20 protein-coding genes and 1 tRNA gene are annotated in these 24,093 nt (G+C 56.1%); 7 read left to right on the top strand and 14 right to left on the bottom strand.

Annotated features, from left to right (window positions below):
- Window positions 1-70: 70 nt before the first annotated feature.
- Window positions 71-1,192, bottom strand: coding sequence for a CaiB/BaiF CoA-transferase family protein (locus QZ534_RS05510; protein ID WP_296932311.1), 1,122 nt, complete (start codon window positions 1,190-1,192; stop codon window positions 71-73).
- Window positions 1,193-1,386: 194 nt separating this feature from the next.
- On the opposite strand from QZ534_RS05510, the gene QZ534_RS05505 reads away from it, so the two are divergent.
- Window positions 1,387-2,406, top strand: a complete 1,020-nt coding sequence (locus QZ534_RS05505; RefSeq protein ID WP_296932308.1) for an AraC family transcriptional regulator — start codon at window positions 1,387-1,389, stop codon at window positions 2,404-2,406.
- 1 nt (window position 2,407) lies between these two features.
- Here the strand turns inward: QZ534_RS05505 and QZ534_RS05500 are convergent, their stop codons facing one another.
- Window positions 2,408-3,262: a hypothetical protein gene (locus QZ534_RS05500; protein ID WP_296932306.1), complete on the bottom strand. Its 855-nt coding sequence runs from the start codon at window positions 3,260-3,262 to the stop codon at window positions 2,408-2,410.
- 5 nt (window positions 3,263-3,267) lie between these two features.
- A complete protein-coding gene (gene rmuC, locus QZ534_RS05495) occupies window positions 3,268-4,743 on the bottom strand; it encodes a DNA recombination protein RmuC (RefSeq protein ID WP_296932304.1) in 1,476 nt (491 codons plus the stop codon).
- Between the two features lie 289 nt (window positions 4,744-5,032).
- Here rmuC and QZ534_RS05490 point away from each other — a divergent pair, with 289 nt between their 5' ends.
- From QZ534_RS05490 to QZ534_RS05475, 4 genes are all read left to right on the top strand, one after another.
- Complete coding sequence (locus tag QZ534_RS05490) at window positions 5,033-5,422, top strand: hypothetical protein (protein ID WP_296932302.1); 390 nt, start codon at window positions 5,033-5,035, stop codon at window positions 5,420-5,422.
- Window positions 5,423-5,568: 146 nt separating this feature from the next.
- Window positions 5,569-6,366 carry a RimK/LysX family protein gene (locus QZ534_RS05485; protein ID WP_296932300.1) on the top strand — a complete coding sequence of 266 codons (798 nt, stop codon included), beginning with the start codon at window positions 5,569-5,571 and terminating at the stop codon, window positions 6,364-6,366.
- Window positions 6,363-7,880 (top strand): inactive transglutaminase family protein, encoded by a 1,518-nt coding sequence (locus QZ534_RS05480; protein WP_296932298.1) that lies wholly within the window; start codon window positions 6,363-6,365, stop codon window positions 7,878-7,880. Before QZ534_RS05485 ends, QZ534_RS05480 begins: the two co-directional genes overlap by 4 nt.
- A gap of 1 nt (window position 7,881) precedes the next feature.
- The gene (locus tag QZ534_RS05475) at window positions 7,882-8,829 is read left to right on the top strand and encodes an alpha-L-glutamate ligase-like protein (RefSeq protein ID WP_296932295.1); all 948 of its coding nucleotides are present in this window, start codon (window positions 7,882-7,884) and stop codon (window positions 8,827-8,829) included.
- Between the two features lie 62 nt (window positions 8,830-8,891).
- On the opposite strand, the gene QZ534_RS05470 is transcribed toward QZ534_RS05475, so the two are convergent.
- Window positions 8,892-10,484 (bottom strand): BCCT family transporter, encoded by a 1,593-nt coding sequence (locus tag QZ534_RS05470; RefSeq protein ID WP_296932294.1) that lies wholly within the window; start codon window positions 10,482-10,484, stop codon window positions 8,892-8,894.
- A gap of 260 nt (window positions 10,485-10,744) precedes the next feature.
- On the opposite strand from QZ534_RS05470, the gene QZ534_RS05465 reads away from it, so the two are divergent.
- Both QZ534_RS05465 and QZ534_RS05460 read left to right on the top strand, forming a co-directional pair.
- Window positions 10,745-12,388: an FMN-binding glutamate synthase family protein gene (locus tag QZ534_RS05465; protein WP_296932291.1), complete on the top strand. Its 1,644-nt coding sequence runs from the start codon at window positions 10,745-10,747 to the stop codon at window positions 12,386-12,388.
- 117 nt (window positions 12,389-12,505) lie between these two features.
- Window positions 12,506-12,582: transfer RNA gene (locus tag QZ534_RS05460), tRNA-Pro, on the top strand.
- Between the two features lie 220 nt (window positions 12,583-12,802).
- On the opposite strand, the gene QZ534_RS05455 is transcribed toward QZ534_RS05460, so the two are convergent.
- From QZ534_RS05455 to QZ534_RS05410, 10 genes are all read right to left on the bottom strand, one after another.
- Window positions 12,803-13,168 (bottom strand): MerR family transcriptional regulator, encoded by a 366-nt coding sequence (locus QZ534_RS05455; RefSeq protein ID WP_296932289.1) that lies wholly within the window; start codon window positions 13,166-13,168, stop codon window positions 12,803-12,805.
- Window positions 13,149-13,451, bottom strand: a complete 303-nt coding sequence (gene ihfA / locus QZ534_RS05450; protein ID WP_007151838.1) for an integration host factor subunit alpha — start codon at window positions 13,449-13,451, stop codon at window positions 13,149-13,151. Before ihfA ends, QZ534_RS05455 begins: the two co-directional genes overlap by 20 nt.
- A gap of 3 nt (window positions 13,452-13,454) precedes the next feature.
- Window positions 13,455-15,827, bottom strand: a complete 2,373-nt coding sequence (pheT, locus tag QZ534_RS05445) for a phenylalanine--tRNA ligase subunit beta (protein ID WP_296932286.1) — start codon at window positions 15,825-15,827, stop codon at window positions 13,455-13,457.
- Between the two features lie 60 nt (window positions 15,828-15,887).
- A complete protein-coding gene (gene pheS / locus QZ534_RS05440; RefSeq protein ID WP_296932284.1) occupies window positions 15,888-16,886 on the bottom strand; it encodes a phenylalanine--tRNA ligase subunit alpha in 999 nt (332 codons plus the stop codon).
- Between the two features lie 152 nt (window positions 16,887-17,038).
- Complete coding sequence (gene rplT, locus QZ534_RS05435; RefSeq protein ID WP_008170485.1) at window positions 17,039-17,392, bottom strand: 50S ribosomal protein L20; 354 nt, start codon at window positions 17,390-17,392, stop codon at window positions 17,039-17,041.
- 50 nt (window positions 17,393-17,442) lie between these two features.
- Window positions 17,443-17,634 carry a 50S ribosomal protein L35 gene (gene rpmI / locus QZ534_RS05430; RefSeq protein ID WP_007151842.1) on the bottom strand — a complete coding sequence of 64 codons (192 nt, stop codon included), beginning with the start codon at window positions 17,632-17,634 and terminating at the stop codon, window positions 17,443-17,445.
- Between the two features lie 95 nt (window positions 17,635-17,729).
- Window positions 17,730-18,275: a translation initiation factor IF-3 gene (gene infC / locus QZ534_RS05425; protein ID WP_083231826.1), complete on the bottom strand. Its 546-nt coding sequence runs from the start codon at window positions 18,273-18,275 to the stop codon at window positions 17,730-17,732.
- Window positions 18,272-20,197, bottom strand: a complete 1,926-nt coding sequence (gene thrS, locus QZ534_RS05420; protein WP_296932282.1) for a threonine--tRNA ligase — start codon at window positions 20,195-20,197, stop codon at window positions 18,272-18,274. Before thrS ends, infC begins: the two co-directional genes overlap by 4 nt.
- Window positions 20,198-20,349: 152 nt before the next feature.
- A complete protein-coding gene (locus QZ534_RS05415; RefSeq protein ID WP_296932281.1) occupies window positions 20,350-22,950 on the bottom strand; it encodes a TRAP transporter permease in 2,601 nt (866 codons plus the stop codon).
- A gap of 82 nt (window positions 22,951-23,032) precedes the next feature.
- Entirely contained in the window at window positions 23,033-24,016 is a 984-nt protein-coding gene (locus QZ534_RS05410; protein WP_296932279.1) for a TAXI family TRAP transporter solute-binding subunit, read from the bottom strand.
- Window positions 24,017-24,093: the final 77 nt, after the last annotated feature.

Here is a 24,093-nt window from a genome sequence, read left to right as displayed (position 1 = left end):
CACTTATAAAATTAGCAGAGCCCTCCTTTTCAGCCAGACAAAACTGAACATGTATTCACGTTATTTTCTTCTAAAGAAACTGATCGTTATCAGCCCCAAGCATTTTCCCGATTCGGGACGTTTCAGACGGCGTTTTTTCAAACTTGATCGGAAACCCGATCTGCGGCTGTTGAGTGCCGTCTCCCCTATCAACGCCAATCACCATGTCCCTCGATTTCAGCTGTGGATGCTCGGCAGCCTCTGAAATAGTCAGAACCGGCTCCACGCAGGCATCCTGGTCGGCAAAAATCTCCTGCCAATCGGCCAGTGGTTTCGCGGCAATTTTTTCCTTGATGGCGGCTTTAAGCTGCTGCTGATGCTCGGGCTTCTGGCTCATGGCCAGGCTTTTCATATCGGAAATACCGAGGGTGTCGCAAAGGCGAGCGGAGAACTGGGGTTCGAGGCTGCCGACGGATAGCCAGCGACCGTCGCTGGTCTGGTAGTAGTCGTAGAATGAGCCGCCGTTGAGCAATGCGCTCTCCGGCTTCTGCTCCTGGCCACCAGCCAGGCAGGCGGCCCCGGCCATGGCGTTCAGTGCAAAGGCCGCGTCGGTCATGCTGATATCAACGAACTGCCCCTCCCCGGTCTGCTGTCGATGGATCACAGCCGCCAGGATACCCATCACGGCATGGTGGGATCCGCCCGCCACATCCGCTATCTGGATACCCATGGGGGGCGGGCCGCTGTCGGCTCGGCCGCAGTGACTGCTCACTCCAGCCAGGGAGAGATAGTTGATGTCGTGGCCCGCTCGATCCTTGTAGGGGCCGGTCTGGCCATAGCCGGTGATGGAGCAATAGATCAGGCGAGGGTTTACCGACTTGAGGGCTTCATAGCCGATACCAAGCCGGTCCATCACTCCCGGCCGGAATTGTTCGACGACAACGTCATAGTCTTTGACCAGTTCCAGAACCTTCTCCCGGCTGCCCTCCTCTTTAAGGTTTAGCCCGAGGGACTGCTTGCCACGGTTCAGAAAGCCATGAGCCGTGCTCACACCAGCATCGTGGGGTGGCATTACCCGGGTCAGATCCACTCGGTCGGGCGCCTCCACCCGCAATACATCGGCCCCCATGTCTGCCAGTAGCATAGTGGCGTAGGGGCCGGGCAACAAGGTACTGAAATCCAGGACTTTCAGCGACGTCAGAGGACCCGCCATGATGATCTCCTTTTGTTCTCAGAGTTGTCTGAATAGCATTCGTTTCCTTCATGCTGCCCGGTTTTGCCAACGGGGCCAACTGCCGGTTCCGTCATTCCGATTGGCCGTTTCTACCAGCCCATCCGAGCGGCTTCGGTTGCATTGTTCTGCCGGGGTTTTATGATGGGTTTCGTTTTTCTGGAATGGCGAGCGTGATGTCCGATCTGACGGTTTCGAAGCACTTTGTTCAGGCGGCCCTTGGGGGTGCCGAGAGACTTGGTTTTGATACCCGCGAAATGCTCCGGGAGGCGGGAATCTCCCCCGATCTGCTACGTATCGAGATGGCCCGGGTCAGCAGTGACCAGTTCAGCCATCTGATGCAGGTGCTCTGGAACCGGATGGGGGATGAGTTCATGGGGCTCGGACCCAGACGGGCCCGGACGGGAACCTTTGCCACCATGTGCGCGCTGGTGATTGACTGCCCCAATCTGGAGTCGGTGTACCGACAGGCGTTCCAGTTCTCCCGTCTGTTCGAGCCCATGGTGTCGATGAAACTGGAGATTGGCGAAGACAAGGCTCAGCTCGTCGCACGGATGGAGGGTGAGATCAACGACCCGAGCTTTTTCCTGCGGGAGAGTATCCTGGTGATCTGGCACCGTTTGGGCAGTTGGCTGATCGGCCAACCCATTGAGCTGGAGAAGGCCGAATTCGATTACCCGCGGCCCGCCCATGGCGACGAATACCGGCACATCTTTCACTGCCCGCTGGCGTTCGAATCCGACAAGATCGCCCTCACCTTCGACAAGCGCTTCCTGTCCGCGCCAGTCATCCGCGACAAACCGGAGATGCGGCAGTTTCTCAAGACCTCCCCGGCGGACCTGCTATCCCGGCCGGACGAAAGTAACACCTTCACGGGACGCATCCGGGCATTGATCGGGAGGGATCTATCGAAGCCGTTACCGGATTTCGAATGGATTGCTGCGGAACTGCACACCAGCCCGCAGACACTGCGGCGCAGGCTGAAACAGGAAAATACCTCATTCCAGGAAATCAAGGATCTGTTACGGCGGGATATGGCAATCTATTATCTGAGCCGACAGGAACTTCCCATTAACGACATCGCTGCCAAGGTCGGTTTCACCGAGCCATCAACCTTCCACCGGGCCTTCAAGAAGTGGACAGGGGTGACGCCGGGCGCCTACCGGGAAGGCGAGCGCGGCGACCCCTCCGATTGAATCAGGACCCCGAAGGGGCCTGGAGCGCACGGATCAGCTGCCCGAGCGTCTCCGCGATTTCCTGGGCCCGTTCCCGGTTTTCGGCCAGTTGTAGCAGGCGGGAACCATCTCTTGGGTCGTAGACCCAACAGGTAGAGACCGCGGCCTCGCAACGCCATTCAACCCTGGGGTTAATGCCGAAAACCGACATCTGCTCCGTACTGCGCAGTATCCGGCCATCCTCGGCCCGTCGAATTTCCTGAATCTGTACCTGGTCTCCCTGGGTGCCGACGCGATACTCGACATCTGCCGGCCGGTCCAGCCGGACCACCGCCTGGTCACGTCGCCAGCCGGCCAACTCGAGCAGGCTGTTAATATGAAGCGTCAACGCCTCCTGGTCTGAATCTGCCAGGTACAGCTTGCGCAAGGACTCTATTTGGCCCTCACCGGCCGGCTCAATAACCGCAACCTGCTCACTCTCACCGGCTGCCTGAGGCGCCAGCGCGTTCTGCTTTCTGGTCTTCTCAATCGAAGTGATCAGTTGCAGGGACTCCTGATAGTGGGAGCCGTCGGCTCCGGCCCGGCTAACATAGGTTTCAAGAGCAGACTGGGCTTCGTTCAGGTGGGAAGACTGCAGCATCACCCGGCCGCGGTAGAAGAAGTAATCGGCTGGTTTCTCTCCTTCAAGTTGCTGCAAGCGGTTCAGATACTCAGCAGCCTCGCCCCAGTTTTTGGCGCCAACGGCCTCCTCGGTAGCCAGCATCAACCGCCGGGTTTCGTGTTCTGGTGCCAACGCCAGCGCGGGTGCTGCCAGGACAACGGAAGCAAATACGGCTCCCAGGGCAAAACAGCGACCTTTTCCAAATGATACTGCCATGGTATTTACTCCTGCTCGTTATCTGCACCAATCGCCTGTTCCTCTGAATCAGGCAGGTCGTTGTCTCCGGGAGGCTGGAAATCTTCTGTGTCGTCTACTTCAGCCTGATCCATTATCCCTTTCGGCAATTCCTTTTTCACCCGAACGCCCAGTTCCACAAAACGGTTCGCCTGAGAGATCAGATTGCCGCGGCCGCGAGTCAGAGTGTTCATGGCCGAATCATAGGTTCCCTGGGCGGTATGCAGCTGTGTGCCCAAACGCTCCATGGCCTCAACAAACACCCTGAGTTTGTCATAAACGGCACCAGCCCGCTCAGCGATTTGCCGCGCGTTCTGGCTCTGGCGCTCGTAGCGCCATATATTCTCGATGGTTCGCAGTGTGGCCAGTAGCGTGGTTGGTGTTACCACAATAATCTTTCGTTCAAAGGCTTCTGCGAAAAGGTTCTCGTCCTGCTGAAATGCTGCCACAAAAGCCGGTTCTATCGGCATGAACAGCAGCACGAAATCCGGGGAGTGGAGTCCGTGGAGCTGGCTGTAATCCTTTTCACTGAGGGTGCGAATGTGATTCCTCACGGCCTCAACGTGGTTCTTGAGAGCTTCTTCTTTGACCACAGAGTCTTCGTCTTCTGTCACCCACTGCTGGTAGGCCACCAGTGAGACCTTGGAATCAATGATCAGATTACGACTGTCCGGCAAATGGACAATGACATCCGGACGATAGAGCTGATTGTCGCTGTCTCGATAACTGCCCTGGGTATCATACTCTACCCCCTTACGCAGACCGGACTTTTCCAGTACCCGCTCGAGGATCAGCTCGCCCCAGTTGCCCTGAATCTTGTTGTCGCCTTTCAGGGCCCGGGTCAGATTGGACGCTTCCTCGGTAATCTGTCGGTTCAGGTCCTGCAGTGATTTGATCTCACTGCGCAGGGCCTGCCGGTCACGGGTTTCGGTGGTATAAACGTCCTCAACCCGCTTGCGGAAGTCCTGCAACTGGTCCCTGAACGGATTTAGGAGGGTATCAAGACTGGTTCGGGTCTGCTGGCTGAAACGCTCGCTTTTCTGCTCGAAAATCCTGTTGGCCAGGTTCTCGAACTCCTGCTTCAAAGCGTCACGATTGCGTTCAAGCAGCTCCAGCTTTTCATTGGCGGACCGACGCTCCTTATCAATCGTTACTTCCTGCTCCCGGAGCGCAACCCGGGCCTCGCCCAGCGCCTCGGAAAGCTCATCCACCTTTGCCTGCAGGTTGTGGCGCTCACTCTCCAGCTGGGCCTGGCGCTCTTTCCGGCTCTCCAGATCCGACTCAAGCCCGGCCAGTCGGTTTTCGAGGCTTGCGGCGTGCTGCCGCCACTGCTCAACGTCCTGCTCAAGCCGACTCTTCTTGCTCCAAAGTCCTTTCAGAATGACCAGGAGAATCAACACAACCATCAATCCCGCCACGAGATCTGGTCGAGACAACATCAGCTCCATGATGGCTTCAGGCACCTGTTACTACTCCTGTTGAGATTCTGTGTTCGATTTAACGGTCGGCATTGGTTTTGTTGCAGACCAGTCTAACCCACGAGAGGAACCTTTTGCCCGGGGCACCGTCAATCAGTCTGGCGCCGCCAATAAGGACCACGACTGTTTGGCAATATTTTAAAGCCCGGGCATCTGCCTCTGGACGGCCAACGTAATATCGTCTAAAAGGGTAAAATGTTCACTCGCCAAGCGGTTATTACCTTTTTGTAACCGCATGGCGGGCCGGAACCGGATCAGAAACGGATAACAGATCATGCTGAAAGAACTGTGGCGAAAACTGGAAGCGGAGTTTCTGCATAATGACTGCTCCGGCCAGGAGGGCCAGTCAGGCTTATTCGGCACAAGCTCAAAGGAGAACAGGGAAGGATTCAGGATCCTGCCGCACATCACCCACACCGGTGAGTTTCATCTGGAGCGTCTTACCAACCTGCTGAAAAGCCGATACGGAAAGAGCTTCGGGGCGCCCTCAGGCCAGACTGAAAGTGATGAGAACATCCGGGAACTGATCAGTTTTGCAGCCAGAATCCAGGATCAGGATGTGCAGCGTGAGCTGCTGCTGTTTTATCTCAATTGCTCGCCAGTCATCCAGGAATATCTCCGGGCCGAAACGGTTCTTGGTGAAGGAAACTTCCTGTCACGGTAAACACTACCGCCCCTTAACCATCTGTAAATCAACCACACAGGTTGGATGTTGTATACTTCCGTTCCTGTTTATCCGGTTTCACACGCACAGACCGTCACGATAGCCCGACATCGGGCGTGACAGGCTGCCCAGCTCAGGGGTTCTTAATGGGTTTTAAATGGTATCGGGCTGGACTGCCTAAGCTTCCCATCGCCACACTTGCAGGCATTCTTCTGCTGACAGGCTGCTCGGCAGACCGCTATTTCATGGTTCCCAAAACAGATATGAATGACCTTCAGGGATCCATCAAGAGTCAGCGCGCAACACTCGTTACCATGGAAGAAAATGCAGCAGTTCGCCACGAACAAGCCATTGCCCAGAACCGCTCATCGACTCAAACCATACTGGAAGCGATTGCCACCCAGGTGGAAAAACCCGAATGCCCGCCGGTGCAGGCCCAGAAGCAGTGTCCGACAGTAGACAACTCGAAAGGGCGTGCAGATCGCCTCAAGGGTAAGGTTATAGTTGGAGAGGTTGAAAACTTCTACCTCGCAGGTCCGGGCCTGATCTACAAGGCACGAATTGACAGCGGTGCCGAAACCTCTTCCATAAACGCCCGGAACATTACTCGGTTTGAGCGAGACGGCAATAACTGGGTGCGCTTTGATGTACCCGTTCCCGGCGCCGACAGGTTCGTAACCCTGGAAAAAGAGATTTCCCGCCGCGTTCGGGTTATCCAGGCCAGCGCCGAAGAAGCGGAACGCCGCGTGGTTGTTGAACTCCAGTTTTTTATTGGCGATCACCAGCAGGTGGCGGAGTTTACACTTGCTGACAGAACCAACCTGACTTACGAAGTGCTGATCGGCCGCAATATTCTGCGTGATGTGATGCTGGTCGATGTCGGCAAGGAGTACGCAACCGAGTTGCCCGAATCCATCCGCAACAGCAACGGGAACGAATCGTGACCACCCGCTCGCGCCTGCCCTTTTACATAGCCGTTTTTCTGCTCATCTCTGCTGGCATCTCCCTCGCCGTCTGGCGCCATGTTGAACTTGGCATCCCCTGGCTGACCGGCGAGCAGCGGCCTGTCTGGATGGTCGAGGCCCGAATTGATTTCGACGCAGGCGATGGCTCGGTGCTAGCCAGCCTCAATATCCCCGAGCAGCCCCCGGGCTTCCGCATCCTGACCGAGCAGGCAGCGTCACCTGGCTACGGCTTTTCCATCATCGACAACTCCGGTGGCCGCCGGGCGGAGTGGAGCAAACGGGAAGTCTCCGGTCCGCAGACCCTGTATTTCAAAGCCCAGTTCATTCCGGATCCAGATGCTCGGCCGGAGCTTCCTGCGCGCGAACCCAGAACGCAAAGGGTCTTCTGGGAAGAACCCGAAGCAACTGCCGTCCAGGAAATTCTGGACCAGGCGAAGGCCCGCTCAAGCACCCCGGAAAGCATGACCCGCGAGCTGATCCGGCTGATGCAGCCAGATAGCCGGACACAGAACACAACCCTGCTGGTCTCGGACGAGAATTACCTGCCGCTTCTGGTCGATATGCTGAACCACAGTGGTATCGCCGCCAGAATAGCGGATGGGCTGCGGCTCGAAGATGCGCGGCGACGACAGCAACTGATGCCTTACCTGCAGATCTACAACGGCGAGCGCTGGCTGACCTTCAACCCCCAAACAGCCGAACAGGGCGTCCCCGACGATCTCCTGCTGTGGCGCCAGGGTGCTGCCTCACTGCTTGATGTGGTTGGTGGCGAAAACTCAGAAGTCAGTTTTTCCATGCTTCGGCAAACGGTCCCTGCCCTGCAGCTGGCAACCATGGAATCCGCCTCCAACGGCCTCGGAATCCTGAGCTTTTACGAGCTGCCCATAGAAGAGCAAAGCATGTTCCGAATGCTGCTATTGCTACCACTGGGTGCGCTTATGGTCGCTTTCATGCGGATTGTTATCGGTATCCGCACCTCTGGCACCTTCATGCCGGTGCTGATAGCCGTGGCGTTTGTCCAGACAACACTGGTACCGGGACTGATCGCTTTCCTCTCTGTGGTATCCATAGGCCTGTTGATGCGCGGCTACCTGTCCAGCCTCAACCTTTTGCTGGTGTCGCGAATTTCAGCTCTGATCATTCTGGTTATTTTTATTACCGCCGGCCTGAGCATCATCGGCTACCAGATGGGTTTCAACACCGGCATGACCGTGACCTTTTTCCCGATGGTGATTATCGCCTGGACCATTGAGCGCATGTCCATCCTCTGGGAGGAAGAGGGCGCCCACGAAGTTATGGTCCAGGGAGCAGGCAGCCTGTTTGTGGCCATCTGCGCCTATCTGTTTATGAGCGCACCACTGGCAGGCCATCTCACCTTCAACTTCCCGGAACTGCACCTTGTTATCCTCGGGCTGATCCTGTTGATGGGGCAGTACACTGGCTACAAACTGAGCGAGCTGAGGCGCTTCACGCCAATGAAGGCGTACGACTGACATGGACTGGATTTCGCCGCGATCACTTAAGAGGCTGGGGATGCTGAACATGAACCGGCGCAATGTGGACTACATTGCCCGGTACAATGAGCGATCCTCCTACCCTCTGGTCGACAACAAGCTGAAGACCAAACTGGTGGTTGCCGAATATGGCGTCAAGACCCCAAAGTTGCTTCAGGTTGTGCGTCAGCAGCATGAGATATCTCACTTTCGGGAAATGGCAGAGGATCTTGCAGGCTTTGCCATCAAACCGGCAAAAGGCTCTGGCGGCAAGGGCATTACCGTCATCACAGGTCGGGACGGCGATGACTACATCAAGGCGTCCGGTTCGCGTGTCGATTCTGCATTCCTTGAGCGTCATCTGACCAACATCCTGGCCGGGCTGTATTCCCTTGCTGGCACTCCGGATGTGGCGATTGTGGAAAACCTGGTTGAGTCCGCCCCATCTCTGGCGAAGTATTCTCATCAGGGTGTGCCCGACATCCGGATTATCGTTTTTCAGGGTTACCCGGTGATGGCCATGCTGAGACTGGCCACAACGGCATCTGACGGCAAGGCAAACCTGCATCAGGGCGCTGTGGGGGTTGGTCTGGATATTGGCTCTGGTCGAGGTCTGAACGCCGTTCAGTTCAACCGCCCTATTACCCTGCACCCGGACACGGGCCTGGCGCTGGAGAACATCCAGATTGAAGCCTGGGGAGAGATGCTGGAAATGGCTTCCCGCTGCTACGAGGCAACCGGGCTCGGTTACATGGGGGTTGATCTGGTGGTCGACGCCAACGAAGGCCCACTACTGCTTGAGCTGAACGCCCGGCCGGGACTGGCAATCCAGATGGCAAATGGCCGTGGCCTTTTGCCCCGCCTGCGGGAGATCGAATCTCTCAAACGCCCTCATTTCACACCGCTGGAGCGCTCACGGTTCGCCATGGAAGCTTTCGCCAGCTCCTGACATTTCATCAGGCACAAAAAAACCGGGGTCGAAACCCCGGTTTTTTATTTCTCAGAGCATCCTCAAGTGAGCTCACCCCTGGCGATCAGGAGCTGACGCTCGTGACTGAGGCCCTTGAGTAGCCCCCAGGTCATGATCAGGAGAACGACTGTAAACGGCAGACCGGCACTGATGGCTGTTGCCTGGATAGCCCCCAGTGCATCTTCACCGCCACCAAAGATCAGGGCGGCAGCAATGGCGCCCTCGGCAACCACCCAGAACACACGCTGAGCAGTAGGAGCATCAGTCTTACCACCGGCAGTAATACTGTCTATTACCAGCGAACCGGAGTCTGAGGACGTCACGAAGAACACCAGCACCAGAACGATACCGACAAACGACAGGATTCCGGTCAGCGGCAGATTCGCAAACATCTGGAAGGTAGCAAGGGAAACCTCGGTCAGACCTTTCTCAGCCAGTTCACCAATACCCTGCTGGATCTGTTCGATAGCGGCACCACCGAAAGAACTCATCCAAACGACCGTGATAACGGTCGGAACAATCAGCACTGCTGTCACAAACTCGCGAACGGTACGTCCCTTGGACACGCGGGCAATAAACATACCTACGAACGGTGACCAGGAAATCCACCATGCCCAGTAGAACACGGTCCAGCCCTGGAACCAGGCTTCATCTTCACGGCCAAACGGATTACTCAGCTGCAGCGCGTTGCCAACATAGTTGGAAGACGTCACCCAAAGGGTTTCCAGAATGGTCATGGTTGGACCGGCGAAAATAACAAACAACAACAGAATGCCTGCGACACCCATGTTGATGTTACTCAAGATCTTTACGCCGCCGTCGAGGCCCCGGAGCACCGAGACCAGTGCCAGGGCTGTAACGCCGACAATGATAGCCATCTGGACGTTGGTTCCGGCGCCGGTGCCGAACAGATAATTGAGGCCGGAGGCCGCCTGCTGGGCACCAAAACCGAGAGAAGTCGCAAGGCCGAAAATTGTCGCCACGACCGCCAGAACATCAATGATGTGACCTGGCCAACCCCATACTTTGTCTCTCAGAAGCGGGAAGAAAGCGGACCGGATAGTCAGCGGCATGTTCTTGTTGAAGGCGAAAAATGCCAGGGAGAGAGCAACTACAGCATAGATGCCCCAAGGGTGCAGACCCCAGTGGTACATCGTCGCGCCCATGGCAAGATCACGGGCTTCGCCTGTGTTCGCTTCCACGTTGAATGGCGTCTCATACCACCCTGTGTAGTAAGCCACCGGTTCGGCCACGGCCCAGAACATGAGACCAATACCCATACCAGCCGCAAAAAGCATGCAGAACCATGAAAGCGTCGAAAATTCAGGTTTGCAGTCCTGACCACCAATTCGGATCTTGCCCATCGGCAGGAAAATCAATGCCAGGCAAACCACCACGAAAATATTGGCACTGATCAGGAAAAACCAGTCAAACGTTGCGATAATGTCCCACTTTGCCCCGTCGAGCAGCTCTTTGGCTGGCCCGGGAAACATCAGGGTTCCTATCACAAACGCAACAACCAGTATCGCCGTAATCGGAAATACCGGTGCGTGGAGATCCAGCCCGAACGGTGTGATATTGTCCTGGCCAGCCACGTAGTCCGTCGAATATTCGTCTTTAACTACCTCGCCCACGTTATGGCGCCTCCTGAGTTGATAAGTCGTTTATTCAGAATCGGAGTTCAAACATTACAAGCGCGTTATCATAATGTTTTGAGTTCAAAACATCAAAATTACAATCTTTATCGCAGCCTTGATATTTATCATAGACCATGATCAATAACAGACCAGCCAGAATCAGGATCAATCGCCACAGAAGGCTGCCTCGTAATACTAAACTCTTCATTACCTGCCGAGCCGTTCGAGCCGGTTTTCCGAAATAACCAGAGGATGCCATGGAAAAAACAAAGACCTTTCCGCTTCGCTACACGGCCTACGTACTGAGTATTATCGGCTTTTTCGTTTCCCTCGGACTGGTCCTGTTTATCGGCGCAGGTTATGCGTTTACGTTGATCTTTGGTGCTTTTGCTGCCCTTGGCACCTATGACCTTGTTCAGCGAAAGCACACCGTCAGCCGGAACTACCCCATCATGGCGAACTTCCGATACCTGCTCGAATCCGTCGGCCCCGAAATCCGCCAGTACTTTATCCAGTCCGACACCGAGGAACGCCCCTTCTCTCGGGAACAACGCACAATCGTGTATCAGCGGGCCAAGAATGTTCTCGACAAACGCCCTTTTGGCTCCCAACTCGGCATGTACGAAGAGGGATTCGAGTGGATGAACCACTCGCTCGCTCCCACTCGACTGAGCGGCAGCGATTTCCGGATTCTGATCGGCAGAAACTGTGACAAGCCATACAACGCCAGCGTGTTTAATATTTCCGCCATGAGTTTCGGCTCTCTGTCCGCCAATGCCATTCTCAGCCTGAATACCGGCGCCAGGATGGGCGGCTTCTATCACGATACCGGCGAGGGCTCCATATCCCGTTACCACCGCCAGCCGGGAGGCGATCTGGTCTGGGAGATCGGTTCCGGGTATTTCGGGTGCCGCCACAAAGATGGTTCGTTCAACGAAGACATGTTTCGCCAGAATGCCACACTTGATCAGGTCAAAATGATTGAGCTCAAACTATCCCAAGGTGCCAAACCGGGTCACGGCGGGATTCTTCCCGGTGCGAAGGTAACGCCTGAGATCGCCGAAGCACGAGGCGTTTCTGTTGGCGAGGATTGCGTCTCTCCTGCCAGCCATTCGGCATTCTCCACACCAATAGAAATGCTGGAATTTATTGACCGGCTACGTGAATTGTCTGGCGGCAAGCCGGTAGGATTCAAGCTTGCCATTGGTCACCCCTGGGAATGGTTCGCCATCGTCAAAGCCATGCTGGAAACCGGGCGAAAACCTGATTTTATCGTCGTTGATGGCGGTGAAGGGGGCACCGGCGCGGCTCCTCTGGAATTTATCAATCGGCTGGGCATGCCGATGACAGAGGCGCTGTTGCTGGTTCACAACACCCTGGTAGGCACCAACCTCAGGGAAGACATTGCCATTGGAGCGGCCGGCAAGATTACCTCGGCCTTCAATATTGCGCGAACCCTGGCGCTGGGCGCGGACTGGTGCAACGCAGCAAGGGGCTATATGTTTGCCCTGGGTTGCATTCAGGCGCTCAATTGCCATACCGGGCGCTGCCCCAGCGGGGTGGCCACACAGGATCCCCGGCGCGGTAACAAGCTTGACGTGGAGCACAAGAGCCAGAGGGTGTACAACTATCACAAGAATACCCTGGATGCGCTGCAGAACCTGCTTGAGGCCTCAGGCCTCAAACACCCCTCCGAGCTCGGTCCGGAACACGTTGTCCGGCGGGTGTCGAAAACCGAAGTCCACTCCTACATGGACCTCTTCCCGTTCCTTGAGCCGGGCGCTCTGTTGGAAGGAAAAACCGACCTGACCGTGTTCGATAAATACTGGGAATCCGCCCGGGCTGACACTTTCGAACCGCCCGAATTCATCCTTAAACTGCGGGAAACCAAACTACGCTAAAAAACCGCTATCAAAATCGCCATCGGATGTTTATTTTTTCCATGGGCTCGTGTAGACTTCGCTCCCGCTAAGCCACTGAGAATACTCCCAAGTTTCTTTCAGTGGCAGAGAGCGAATCGGGGCGTAGCGCAGCTTGGTAGCGCACTTGCATGGGGTGCAAGGGGTCGTAGGTTCAAATCCTACCGTCCCGACCAGATTCCGATAAAAAGCCCGGGCCGAAAGGTCCGGGCTTTTTGTTTCCTGGCGGCGTCCATACGATTCCATGACACCAAGCCGGAAATCAGCCGACTGGCCCTTAGGCCGATCGAACATCCCCAGGGCATCAGGACCTGCAAGAAACAATAACCGTGCAGGCATAAAAAAACCGGGGCAAGCCTCTCGCTGTCCCGGTTTTTCCAAAGAGTTTCCGAAGCGCTACTTTACCGGCGCGTTCAGAACCTCCAGCACTTCTTCCAGTTCCGTAATCATCTGACGAATCAGCTGTTTGTACTGGGAAGTATCGTCTTTCACCTCGTGGCTGCTCAGCTTCTGCTTGGCGCCACCGATGGTATAGCCCTGATCGTACAGCAGGCTTCGAATCTGGCGAATGGTAATAACATCCGCTCGCTGATAATACCGACGATTGCCGCGACGTTTCACCGGCGACAACTGCGGAAATTCCTGCTCCCAATAACGCAGGACGTGTGCCTTCACCGCACACAGCTCAGCCACCTCACCTATGGTGAAATAGCGCTTCCCGGGAATCGCGGGAAGTTCGTTGTTATGACTGGGTTCCAGCATACGCTTCTACTTTTTGCTTTAATTTTTGTCCCGGGCGAAACGTAACTACTCGCCGTGCGCTGATCGGAATCTCTTCACCGGTCTTTGGGTTCCGTCCCGGCCGTTGTTTCTTGTCCCGCAGATCGAAGTTACCAAAACCGGACAACTTCACCTGCTCGTTGTGGCTGAGAGCGCCTCTGATCTCATCGAAAAAAGCTTCCACCATTTCCTTGGCTTCGCGTTTGTTAAGGCCCAATTCCTCGTACAACCGCTCTGCCATTTCCGCTTTCGTCAAAGCCGCCATCTCTCAACTCCTCAGTGTTGCCCCCAGCTCTTCTTTCAATGCGTCAATCACACCGTTGAAGAGCGTATGCACTTCATCTTCGTTCAGTGTGCGTTCGGAGTGCTGCCAGAACAGGCTCAACGCAAGGCTTCGGTTACCCTCACCCAGGCTCTCACCTTCATAGACATCGAACGCACGCAACGCCGTAAGCCGCTCACCGGCATGCTTTTTCGCTACACGCTCCACATCGGCAAACGCCACATCGCTTCCGATAATAATAGCCAAATCCCGACGAACTTCCGGGAATTTTGAAATTTCTTTGAAATTAGGCACATATCCAGAAACGATTGAATTCAAGAATAGCTCAAACATCAGGATCGTGCCATTAAGTTCAAGATTTTTCTGAACTTGTGGATGCAGCGTCCCCAGCCAGCCCACATGCTCGCCGTCACGCATCAACTCCGCGGTCTGCCCCGGATGCAACGCAGGGTGTTTGCTGCCGATAAACTGAACCTCAATGCCCAGCAACCTGAACAGACTCTCCAACTCCCCTTTTACATCAAAGAAATCAGCGGTTCTGCGACCGTTCGCCCAGTTTTCAGGGTACTGGTTGCCAACTACTACGCCAGCCAGCATCGGCTGCTGATCAATCCGCTCGCCTTCCTGCAGAAAACGCAGTCCGGTTTCGAACAGACGAATGCGCGGCTGCTGACGGTTCTGGTTGTAGGCGACGGTTTTCAGCAGGCCACTCCAGAGGCTGGTACGCATCACTGACAGATCGGAAGAAATCGGATTGGCCAGCGCAATGCCCTGGCGATCAGGATCCACCAGTTGCTGAACTTTCGGATCGACAAAGCTGTAGGTCACCGCTTCCTGGTAACCGTGATCCACGAAGAAGTTGCGAATGGCCGATACCGGGCGAACAGCCTCCTCCTCCGGGCGCAGACCGAGTGAGCCAGTAGGCTCGGTTACGGGCAGATTGTTGTAGCCATAAATCCGACCGACCTCCTCGATCAGATCTTCCTCAATCGAGATATCCGGGCGAAAGCTGGGCACACTGACGCGCCACCCGTCTTTCAGGAGCTTTTCGACCCGCAGCCCGAGGCGAGTGAGAATTTCCTCAACGGTGGTTCGGTCAATTTCCATTCCCAACACATCGTTGAGACGACGTGCTCTCAGGTCGACGACCCGATCCTCGGGAATATCCTCATCGCTGGCGACTTCGACAATCTCACCAGGCTCACCGCCCACTATATCCATCAGCAAGCTCGTTGCGCGCTCCATGGCGTCCCGCGCCAGTTTATAGTCGACACCTCGCTCAAACCGATGCGAAGCATCCGTGTGCAGGCCATAGTGACGGGCCTTGCCCGCCAGGGTAATCGGATCAAAGTAAGCGGACTCCAGCACCAAATCCCGGGTCTTCGGGCTGACTCCGGAATGCTCGCCGCCCATAACGCCCGCAATAGCAATTGGTTTCTCATGGTCCGCAATCACCAGGGTACCCTGGGTGAGCTCGACTTCCTGGCCATCCAGAAGAACCAGTTTTTCACCAATTCGCGCCATCCGAACAACGATCCCGCCCTGGATTTCATCTCGATCAAAGGCGTGCATGGGCTGGCCAAGTTCCAGCATCACGTAGTTGGTAACATCCACAGCGGCATCAATGGAGCGAATCCCGGAACGGCGAAGCTTTTCCTGCATCCACAGGGGCGATTCCGCCTGCAGGTTCACATTGCGGAGAATACGGCCAAGATACCGGGGACAACCTGCCGGCGCTTCCACCCGGATATCAGGCACTTCAGAGTGCACAGATTCCACGGGCTCGATCGCCGGGCTGTTGACCAGCATGCTGTTCAGAACACCCACTTCCCGCGCGATGCCCTTGATAGACAGACAGTCGGCGCGATTCGGAGTCAGATCCACATCAATGGTGACATCATTCAGCTTCAGATAATCCGCTACGTCCTGGCCCACCGGAGCGTCCGCAGGCAGTTCCATCAGGCCATCGTGATTATCGGAAAGCCCGAGCTCTGACTCGGAACAAAGCATGCCCTCGGAAGGCTGGCCGCGAAGTTTGGCCTTCTTGATTTTGAAATCGCCGGGCAGAGTCGCACCAACCACCGCAAAAGGCACCTTCATACCTTCACGAACATTGGGAGCGCCACAGACCACCTGAACTTCGGACGTACCGTCACTGACCTGACAAACCCGCAGCTTATCTGCGTCAGGATGTGGCCCGACAGACTGGACTTCGCCAACAATTACGCCGCTGAATTGACCGGCTACGGGCTCGAAACCGTCCACTTCCAGACCGGCCATGGTGATCTGGTCCATTAATTCCTGGGTACCGATTTGCGGATTAACCCACTCGCGCAGCCACTGTTCACTGAATTTCATGGTTATTGCCTTGTCCTGATGCGGTTATGCCAGTTTGATTGGATGCCGTGTTCTTGCCGGTTAACGGAACTGTCGCAGAAAGCGCAGATCGTTCTCGAAGAACATACGCAGATCGTTCACGCCATAGCGGAGCATGGCCAGGCGCTCGACACCCAGACCGAATGCAAAGCCACGGTATTCCTCGGCATCGATTCCGCAATATTCAAACACCTTGGGATGCACCATTCCGCAACCCATGACCTCCAGCCACTTGATGCTGCCATCCGCTTCGCGGCCCCACTCAATATCCACCTCTGCAGAGGGCTCGGTAAACGGGAAATAGGAGGGCCGGAAACGAACCTGCAGGTCCCGTTCAAAGAACACCCGGAGAAACTCTTCAACGGTGCTCTTGAGATCCGCAAAACTGACGTTCTTTTCGACCAGCAACCCCTCCACCTGGTGGAACATGGGGGTATGCGTCATGTCCGAATCACAGCGGTAAACCCGGCCCGGACAGATCATCCGGAACGGCGGCTTGCCCGCCTCCATGGTGCGAATCTGTACCGGCGAGGTGTGGGTTCTCAGCAGCGTGCCCGGGTTGAAATAGAACGTGTCGTGCATGGCACGGGCCGGATGATGACCCGGAATGTTGAGGGCCTCGAAGTTGTGGTAATCATCTTCAATTTCGGGCCCTTGCTCGACGGTGTAGCCAGCCCGGGCAAAGAAATGCTCAATTCGTTGCAGGGTGCGAGTCACCGGGTGCAAACCACCAAGATCCTGGCCGCGCCCGGGCAACGTCACATCAATGGATTCACTGGCGAGTTTTTGCTCGATGGCAGCCCGTTCAAGATCGATTCGCCGGGCATTAATGGCTTCTTCGACCTGTCCCTTGGCTTCATTGATTTTCTGGCCGGCGGCAGGGCGCTCATCGGCAGAAAGCTTGCCCAGAGTTTTCGCCTGCTGGGTAATCACACCCTTCTTGCCAAGATACTCAACACGAATTTGATCAAGTGCCTGCAGGCTGTCGGCGCTTTCAACTGCCGCCAGACCGTCCTGAACCAGTTGCTCCAGGTTTTCCATTGACCCTGCTCCAAACCAGAAATGGGAGTGCTTGAAAACGTAACTTCAGAAACAAAAATAGGGGAAGAGCGTGCCCTTCCCCTATCAGGAGGCGCCGTCATGAATTCATGAGGCGCCCATATCGATCAGCAATCGATGAAAGAGCTAAGCGATCACAGGGACGCTTTGGCCTTCTCAACAACAGCGGCGAACGCCTGCTGCTCGTTCATGGCCAGATCGGCCAGAACCTTACGATCGATTTCAACGTTAGCCTTTTTCAGACCAGCGATCAGACGGCTGTATGACAGTCCGTTAGCGCGGGCACCAGCATTGATACGGGCAATCCACAGAGCGCGGAAAGCACGCTTGCGGTTACGACGGTCACGATAAGCGTACTGACCGGCCTTGATAACCGCTTGCTTGGCTACACGGAATACCCGGCTACGAGCGCCGTAGTAACCTTTGGCCTGATTGAGAATCTTTTTGTGACGACGGCGTGCGACCACACCACGTTTTACACGAGCCATACTTTAATCCTTCTACCTGTACTTTCTAAGGAATGATTCTCGCGGCTGGATCAGCACGCGGTCATACGCTTGATAGATGCAACATCCGACTTGGCGATGAGCTTGGTGCCGCGCAGCTGACGCTTACGCTTCGGGCTCTTCTTGGTCAGGATGTGGCTGGTGAAGGACTGCTTGTGCTTGAAGCCGGTGGCGGTTTTCTTGAACCGCTTGGTGGCTCCACTTTTGGTTTTCATCTTCGGCATTTTTTAAAACTCCGCATTCTATTTTTAAATAAACAATGATGTGTCCCTGAACGACAAATCCCCCGCATGCGCGGGGGACAAGCACCCGATCAGGTTCACTTCTTCTTGCGGGGCGCCACTACCATGGTCATCTGCCGGCCTTCCATTTTCGGCCGCATCTCTACCTGGGCAAGCTCTTCCACATCCGATTCAATACGCTGCATGAGCTGCATACCAATTTCTTGGTGTGCCATCTCACGGCCACGGAAACGGATCGTGATTTTGCCGCGGTCCCCGTTTTCAAGGAAACGTATCAGGTTGCGTAGTTTGACCTGATAATCCCCTTCTTCAGTTCCGGGACGGAACTTAAGCTCTTTGACCTGCGTCTGCTTCTGTTTCTTCTTGGCAGCCGCCTTGGCTTTCTTCTCTTCGAAGATCTTCTTGCCGTAGTCCATTATCTTACAGACGATCGGATCGGAATCCGTAACCTGCACCAGATCAAGGGTGGCCTCTTCGGCCTGCTTCAGAGCTTCCTCAATTGGCACAATTCCGACCTGGTTGCCTTCGGCATCGATCAGGCGGACTTCAGTTGCGTCAATATTCTCATTGATAGGCGCTTTTGGAGTACGCCCACCCCGATTCGTTCGCTGTTTAATAATCAGATCTCCGTCTTGGTTCTGCCTTTACGTTGAATTTCATCAGCCAACAGCTGTTCAAACGCTTCAAGCGATAGGGTTCCCAGATCCTCACCTTTGCGGGTACGTACGGCAACCGCGTTATTCTCGATTTCCTTGTCACCTACGACGACAAGATAGGGAACCTTGTTAAGAGTATGCTCGCGGATTTTAAAGCCGATCTTCTCGTTTCTCAAGTCAGCATTAACCCTATACCCCAAAGAATCCCACTTTTTCGCCAGATTCTGACAATAATCACGCTGATTATCGGTAATATTGAGGATTGCTACCTGAGTCGGCGCGAGCCAGGTCGGGAATGCCCCTTCGTATTCCTCGATCAGAATACCAATGAAACGCTCGAAGGAACCTAGCACCGCCCGGTGCAGCATAACCGGGGTTTTCCGCTCGGAGTTGTCGGCAACATACTGCGCTCCCAAACGACCCGGCATCGAAAAGTCCACCTGAATGGTGCCACACTGCCACACCCGTCCGATACAGTCTTTAAGTGAGAACTCGATCTTGGGTCCGTAGAAGGCGCCCTCGCCCGGCAGCAATTCCCAGTCTACCCCTTCGCGATTCAGCGCTTCTTCCAGGGCGGCTTCCGCCTTGTCCCAGACCTCATCAGAGCCTACCCGCTTTTCCGGACGGGTTGAGAGTTTGTAAAGAATTTCGGTAAACCCGAAATCCGTGTAGATCTCGTGCAGCATCTCGATAAATGCCGACACTTCCTGCTGGATCGAATCTTCTTCACAGAAGATATGGGCATCATCCTGGGTAAAGCCGCGAACGCGCATCAGCCCGTGCAGCGCCCCGGAAGCCTCGTTGCGGTGACAGGAACCGAATTCTGCCAGTCTCAGCGGGAGGTCCTTGTAGCTTTTCAGCCCCTGGTTGAAGACCTGCACGTGGCACGGACAGTTCATGGGCTTGATGGCATAATCGTGTTTTTCCGACTCGGTGGTGAACATGTCGTCCTTGAACTTGTCCCAGTGCCCTGATTTCTCCCACAGGGTTCGCGACACCACCTGGGGCGTCTTGATTTCCTTGTACCCATGCTCCTGCTGTTTGCGGCGCATGTATTGCTCGACTTCCTGGTAGAGCGACCAGCCATCAGGATGCCAGAACACCATGCCAGGCGCTTCTTCCTGCATATGGAAAAGGCCGAGCTTCTTACCGACCTTGCGGTGGTCGCGCTTCTCGGCTTCCTCGAGGCGATGCAGATAGGCCTTGAGATCCTTCTTGTTGCCCCATGCTGTGCCATACACACGCTGGAGCTGTTCGTTGCTGGTGTCGCCACGCCAGTAAGCGCCAGCTACTTTCGTCAGCTTGAAAGCTTTCAGCTTGCCGGTGCTCGGGACGTGAGGACCACGGCACAGGTCGATAAAGTCGCCCTGGCTGTAGAACGAGAGGTCTTCGTCGCCCGGAATATCCTGGATGATACGGACCTTGTACTCTTCACCCATATCTTCAAAGAGCTTGATCGCCTCATCACGGGACATGATGGAGCGAGACACCGGAAGGTCCTGCTTGGCGAGCTCTTCCATGCGCTTCTCGATCCGCGCCAGATCCTCATTGGTGAACGGGCGGTCGTACTTGAAGTCGTAGTAGAAGCCGTTGTCGATCACCGGGCCGATGGTAACCTGGGCCCCTGGAAACAGTTCCTGGACAGCCATGGCCATCAAGTGCGCCGTGGAATGGCGAATGATATCAACGCCCTCCTCGTCACGCTCTGTGACAATCGCGAGGTCGGCATCATTCTCAATGCGATAGCTGGTGTCCACGAGCTGGCCATCCACCTTTCCGGCAAGGGCGGCCTTGGCAAGACCAGCGCCGATATCGGCGGCAACGTCATGAACGGTTACGGGTTCGGCAAAACTGCGATGGCTGCCATCGGGCAGGGTTACGACGGGCATGAAAAGCTCCTGTTGGTTACTCAGCGGTGATCTATACCAGAGACCACATGGTGACGGCGCGACGCGATACAAACCGCGGGCCGATTCGAGGCGAAGTCTAACAGAAAAAAACCCGGCAGGTTAATGCCGGGTTTCTCGCATCCAGGGCTCTGTCAGGCCGCTTGGCCGGCAGCCTCCTCCCTGGCCCGCCGACGCAACTGACCAAATGCCAGAAGCCCGAGCAAGGCCAATGCGGGGATGAACATCAGCTCCTTGGGCGGTCGGTCCAGCTCAACCTGGACGGCATCGATGGTCCAGCCAAACTGGATGCCGACTTCTTCCGCCGGGCTACCAAACCCGACGAAGTCCACTGCCATCTTGTCGCCATCAGGGCTCAGCTCCAGGCCGGCCTCCATCAGTCGCTGCTCCGGTGTCTCACCTGCTGGAATCGGTAGCCGCACATAGGTGGTCACCTCATCGCCGTCGATGTTCATGCCAGATGCCTTGAGGATGATCGGCTGGTCCGCCGGAACATCTTCAACATACTCCATGACCTGCGCACCCGGCCGGTCTTCGGTCGGCGGGTAAACCATGTCCCACCAGAAACCGGGGCGGAACATGGTGAAGGTGATCAGCAGGAGCAGCACCGTTTCCCACTTATAGCTCTTCGTGAACCAGTAACCCTGGGTGGCCGCCGAGAACACCAGCATAGCCGTGACCGCACTGAAGATAGTCACCAGCAGGTCGAACCACCCCGTCAGGCCGATCAGCAACAACTGGGTGTTGAAGATGAACATGAACGGCAGGATTGCGGTTCGGATATCGTAGGTAAAACCCTGCACACCGGTCCGTATCGGGTCGGCACCCGAGATGGCCGCCGCCGCGTAGGCGGCAAGACCCACCGGTGGCGTATCGTCGGCGAGTATGCCGAAGTAGAACACGAACAGGTGCACCGCAATCAGCGGAACGATCAGCCCGTTCTGGGCGCCCAGGGTGACGATCACCGGCGCCATCAGAGTCGAGACCACAATGTAGTTGGCGGTAGTCGGCAAGCCCATACCAAGGATCAGACTGATGATGGCAGTGAAGATCAGCATCAGCAGCAGATTGCCGCCAGACAGGAACTCCACGAAGGCAGTCATCACAAGGCCAATGCCCGTTAGAGTGACGGTACCTACTACAATGCCTGCGGTGGCGGTCGCAACACCTATGCCGACCATGTTGCGGGCGCCAGTCGCCAGCGAATGGGCCAGATCAAAGAAGCCGTCTTTGGTCCGGCGGGCAAAATCGCCACGCTTACGAAAGAAGGCTTTCAGAGGGCGCTGCGTGACCACGATGAAAATCATGAACAGAGTGGCCCAGAACGCAGACAGCTGGGGCGAGAAACGCTCAACCGTGAGGCACCACACCAGAACCACGACCGGAAGCAGGAAATAAAGGCCGGTCTTGACCGTTGGCCCCACGGGGGGCAGCTCGCCCATATCCTTGTTCGGGTCGTCCTCCTCCAGCTCCGGGAACCGGGTCGCGTAGCCCACGAGTGCGATGTAAACAATCAGCAGCAGCGGTGCCAGCACCCACATCGCGGCGTCGCCGAACAGTGTCTTGGTCCAGCCTATTCCGTAGTACACGGCCAGGGTGAGCACGATCAGGCCGAGCAAGACCACCACCCAGTTCAACATTCTCTGTGCCAGGGTGGGCTTGTTCAGCCGCTCGATGCCCTGCATGTTCAGTTTGCAGGCTTCCAGGTGCACGATATAGATGAGGGCGACATAGGAAATCATCGCCGGCAGGATCGCGTGTTTGATGACCTCGAGGTAGGAGATACCTACATACTCAACCATCAGGAACGCGGCAGCGCCCATGATTGGCGGGGTCAGCTGGCCGTTCGTCGAAGCGGCCACTTCCACGGCACCGGCCTTGGTGGCCGGAAAACCCACCCGCTTCATCAACGGAATGGTGAAGGTGCCGGTGGTCACCACGTTGGCAATGGAGGAACCGGAGATCACACCGCTCAGGCCACTGGACACAACTGCGGCCTTGGCCGGGCCGCCTCGCATATGGCCGAGCATGGCGTAGGCCACCTTGATGAAATAGTTGCCAGCGCCGGCCCGCTCCAACAGAGCGCCGAAAAGAACAAACAGAAAGACAAAACTGGTGGACACCCCGAGCGCCACACCAAATACGCCTTCTGTGCCCAGCCATTGATGGGATGCGAGCTTGCTCAGACTGACGCCCTTATGGGCAATCACATCCGGCATGTAAGGGCCGGCGATAGAATAAGTAATGAAGACCGCGGCCACGATGGTCAATGGCAGGCCAAGCGAACGCCGGGTGGCTTCCAGCAGCAGCACCAGACCAATCAGAGCAACCCAGAGATCCTGGGTGATCGGCGCGCCCGGGCGGGTAGCCAGTTCTTCATAGAAAACGTAAAGATAGGACGCGCAAAACGCCGCCACAATGGCCAGGATCCAGTCGTAAATCGGGACCGCGTTAACATGACGACCGCGGATCATCGGAAAAGACGCGAAGGCCAGGAAAACGGCAAATGCCAGGTGAATCGAACGGGCTTCCGTCGAATTGAAAATGCCAAAATCCAGAATAAACGGGAGCGGTGATGCAATCCAGAGCTGAAACAGCGACCACACCAGGGGAACAATAAACAGAATAACGGCTGCATAGCCGGTGGCTGCCCTACCCCCGGTTTCGGTCTGCAGGATTTCCTCTACATTGCCGCCGCCAGCGCTACCTCCGTTCGACGGATCGCTCGTTGCCATAACTTGTTCCTGTAGCGTGAAAGGTTATTCTCTGGAGGGAAACCCGGCGGGCCTGGGCCCGCCGGTCCGGTTGTAGGTCAGATCAGTCGATCAGACCGGCTTCCTTGTAGTACTTGGCAGCACCCGGATGCAGCGGCGCACTCAGGGCATCAGAGACCATTTCTTCCTTGTTCAGATTGGCGAAGGCAGGGTGCAGACGCTTGAAGCTGTCGAAGTTTTCGAACACCGCCTTGACCACAGCGTACACCACGTCTTCCGGTACATCGGTGGAAGAAACGAAGGTTGCCGCCACACCGAAGGTGGTGGTGTCTTCGTCTGAGCCGCGGTACATGCCACCCGGGATGACCGCTTTGCGGTAATACGGATTCTCTTCGATCAGCGTCTGAGTCGCTTCGTTATCAACGTTGACGATCACGCTGTCACAGGAGGTGGTGGCTTCCTTGATGGCGCCGGAAGGGTGCCCGACGGTGTAGAAGAAAGCGTCGATGTTGCCGTCGCAGAGGGCCTGTGACTGCTCTGCGGCCTTGATTTCAGCGGCGAGGGCAAACTTGTCCATGCCCCAACCCATTTCTTCCATCAGAACCTCGGCAGTGGCCCGCTGGCCGGAACCCGGGTTACCGACAGAAACCCGCTTGCCTTCCAGGTCTTCAAAGGTCTTGATGCCTGACCCTTTGCTGGCAACAACGGTGAACGGCTCTGGGTGCAGGGAAAAGACCGCGCGAAGCTCCTTGTTGGCGCCGTCGTCCTTGAACTGACTGGTGCCGTTATAGGCGTGATACTGCCAGTCGGATTGGGCCACGGCCAAATCCAGCTCGCCCTGGCGGATGGCGTTCAGGTTGTAGACGGAGCCACCGGTGCTCTCGACGGAGCAGCGGATACCATGTTCTTTACGGTCCATGTTCACCAGACGACAGATCGCACCGCCGGCCGGATAATAAACACCGGTTACACCACCGGTGCCGATAGTCACAAAGCGCTGCTCCTGCGCGGAAACGGAGGTGGAAGCAGCACCCAGGCTGACTGCGGCAGCGACAGCAAATGCGGAGGCTTTCAGTTTCAGTGTCATGTGAGTTCTTCCTTTTTTCTGTTCATTGTAATGAAGCGCCCGCCTCGGGGCGGGCAAGAAGTACGAACACCGTAAAA

Source organism: uncultured Marinobacter sp. (genome assembly GCF_913055835.1).
Lineage (GTDB): Bacteria > Pseudomonadota > Gammaproteobacteria > Pseudomonadales > Oleiphilaceae > Marinobacter.
This window is presented reverse-complemented; position numbering and strand designations above follow the sequence as displayed.

Excerpts from the sequence above, each read along its gene's own strand:
- rpmI (WP_007151842.1), bottom strand. The coding sequence starts at position 17,634 with ATGCCGAAGATGAAAACCAAAAGTGGAGCCACCAAGCGGTTCAAGAAA.
- rplT (WP_008170485.1), bottom strand. The coding sequence starts at position 17,392 with ATGGCTCGTGTAAAACGTGGTGTGGTCGCACGCCGTCGTCACAAAAAG.
- QZ534_RS05500 (WP_296932306.1), bottom strand. The coding sequence starts at position 3,262 with ATGGCAGTATCATTTGGAAAAGGTCGCTGTTTTGCCCTGGGAGCCGTA.
- QZ534_RS05490 (WP_296932302.1), top strand. The coding sequence starts at position 5,033 with ATGCTGAAAGAACTGTGGCGAAAACTGGAAGCGGAGTTTCTGCATAAT.
- QZ534_RS05485 (WP_296932300.1), top strand. The coding sequence starts at position 5,569 with ATGGGTTTTAAATGGTATCGGGCTGGACTGCCTAAGCTTCCCATCGCC.
- QZ534_RS05455 (WP_296932289.1), bottom strand. The coding sequence starts at position 13,168 with ATGCTGGAACCCAGTCATAACAACGAACTTCCCGCGATTCCCGGGAAG.
- pheS (WP_296932284.1), bottom strand. The coding sequence starts at position 16,886 with ATGGAAAACCTGGAGCAACTGGTTCAGGACGGTCTGGCGGCAGTTGAA.
- QZ534_RS05510 (WP_296932311.1), bottom strand. The coding sequence starts at position 1,192 with ATGGCGGGTCCTCTGACGTCGCTGAAAGTCCTGGATTTCAGTACCTTG.
- thrS (WP_296932282.1), bottom strand. The coding sequence starts at position 20,197 with ATGCCCGTCGTAACCCTGCCCGATGGCAGCCATCGCAGTTTTGCCGAA.
- ihfA (WP_007151838.1), bottom strand. The coding sequence starts at position 13,451 with ATGGCGGCTTTGACGAAAGCGGAAATGGCAGAGCGGTTGTACGAGGAA.
- pheT (WP_296932286.1), bottom strand. The coding sequence starts at position 15,827 with ATGAAATTCAGTGAACAGTGGCTGCGCGAGTGGGTTAATCCGCAAATC.
- QZ534_RS05410 (WP_296932279.1), bottom strand. The coding sequence starts at position 24,016 with ATGACACTGAAACTGAAAGCCTCCGCATTTGCTGTCGCTGCCGCAGTC.
- QZ534_RS05475 (WP_296932295.1), top strand. The coding sequence starts at position 7,882 with ATGGACTGGATTTCGCCGCGATCACTTAAGAGGCTGGGGATGCTGAAC.
- QZ534_RS05505 (WP_296932308.1), top strand. The coding sequence starts at position 1,387 with ATGTCCGATCTGACGGTTTCGAAGCACTTTGTTCAGGCGGCCCTTGGG.
- QZ534_RS05465 (WP_296932291.1), top strand. The coding sequence starts at position 10,745 with ATGGAAAAAACAAAGACCTTTCCGCTTCGCTACACGGCCTACGTACTG.
- QZ534_RS05415 (WP_296932281.1), bottom strand. The coding sequence starts at position 22,950 with ATGGCAACGAGCGATCCGTCGAACGGAGGTAGCGCTGGCGGCGGCAAT.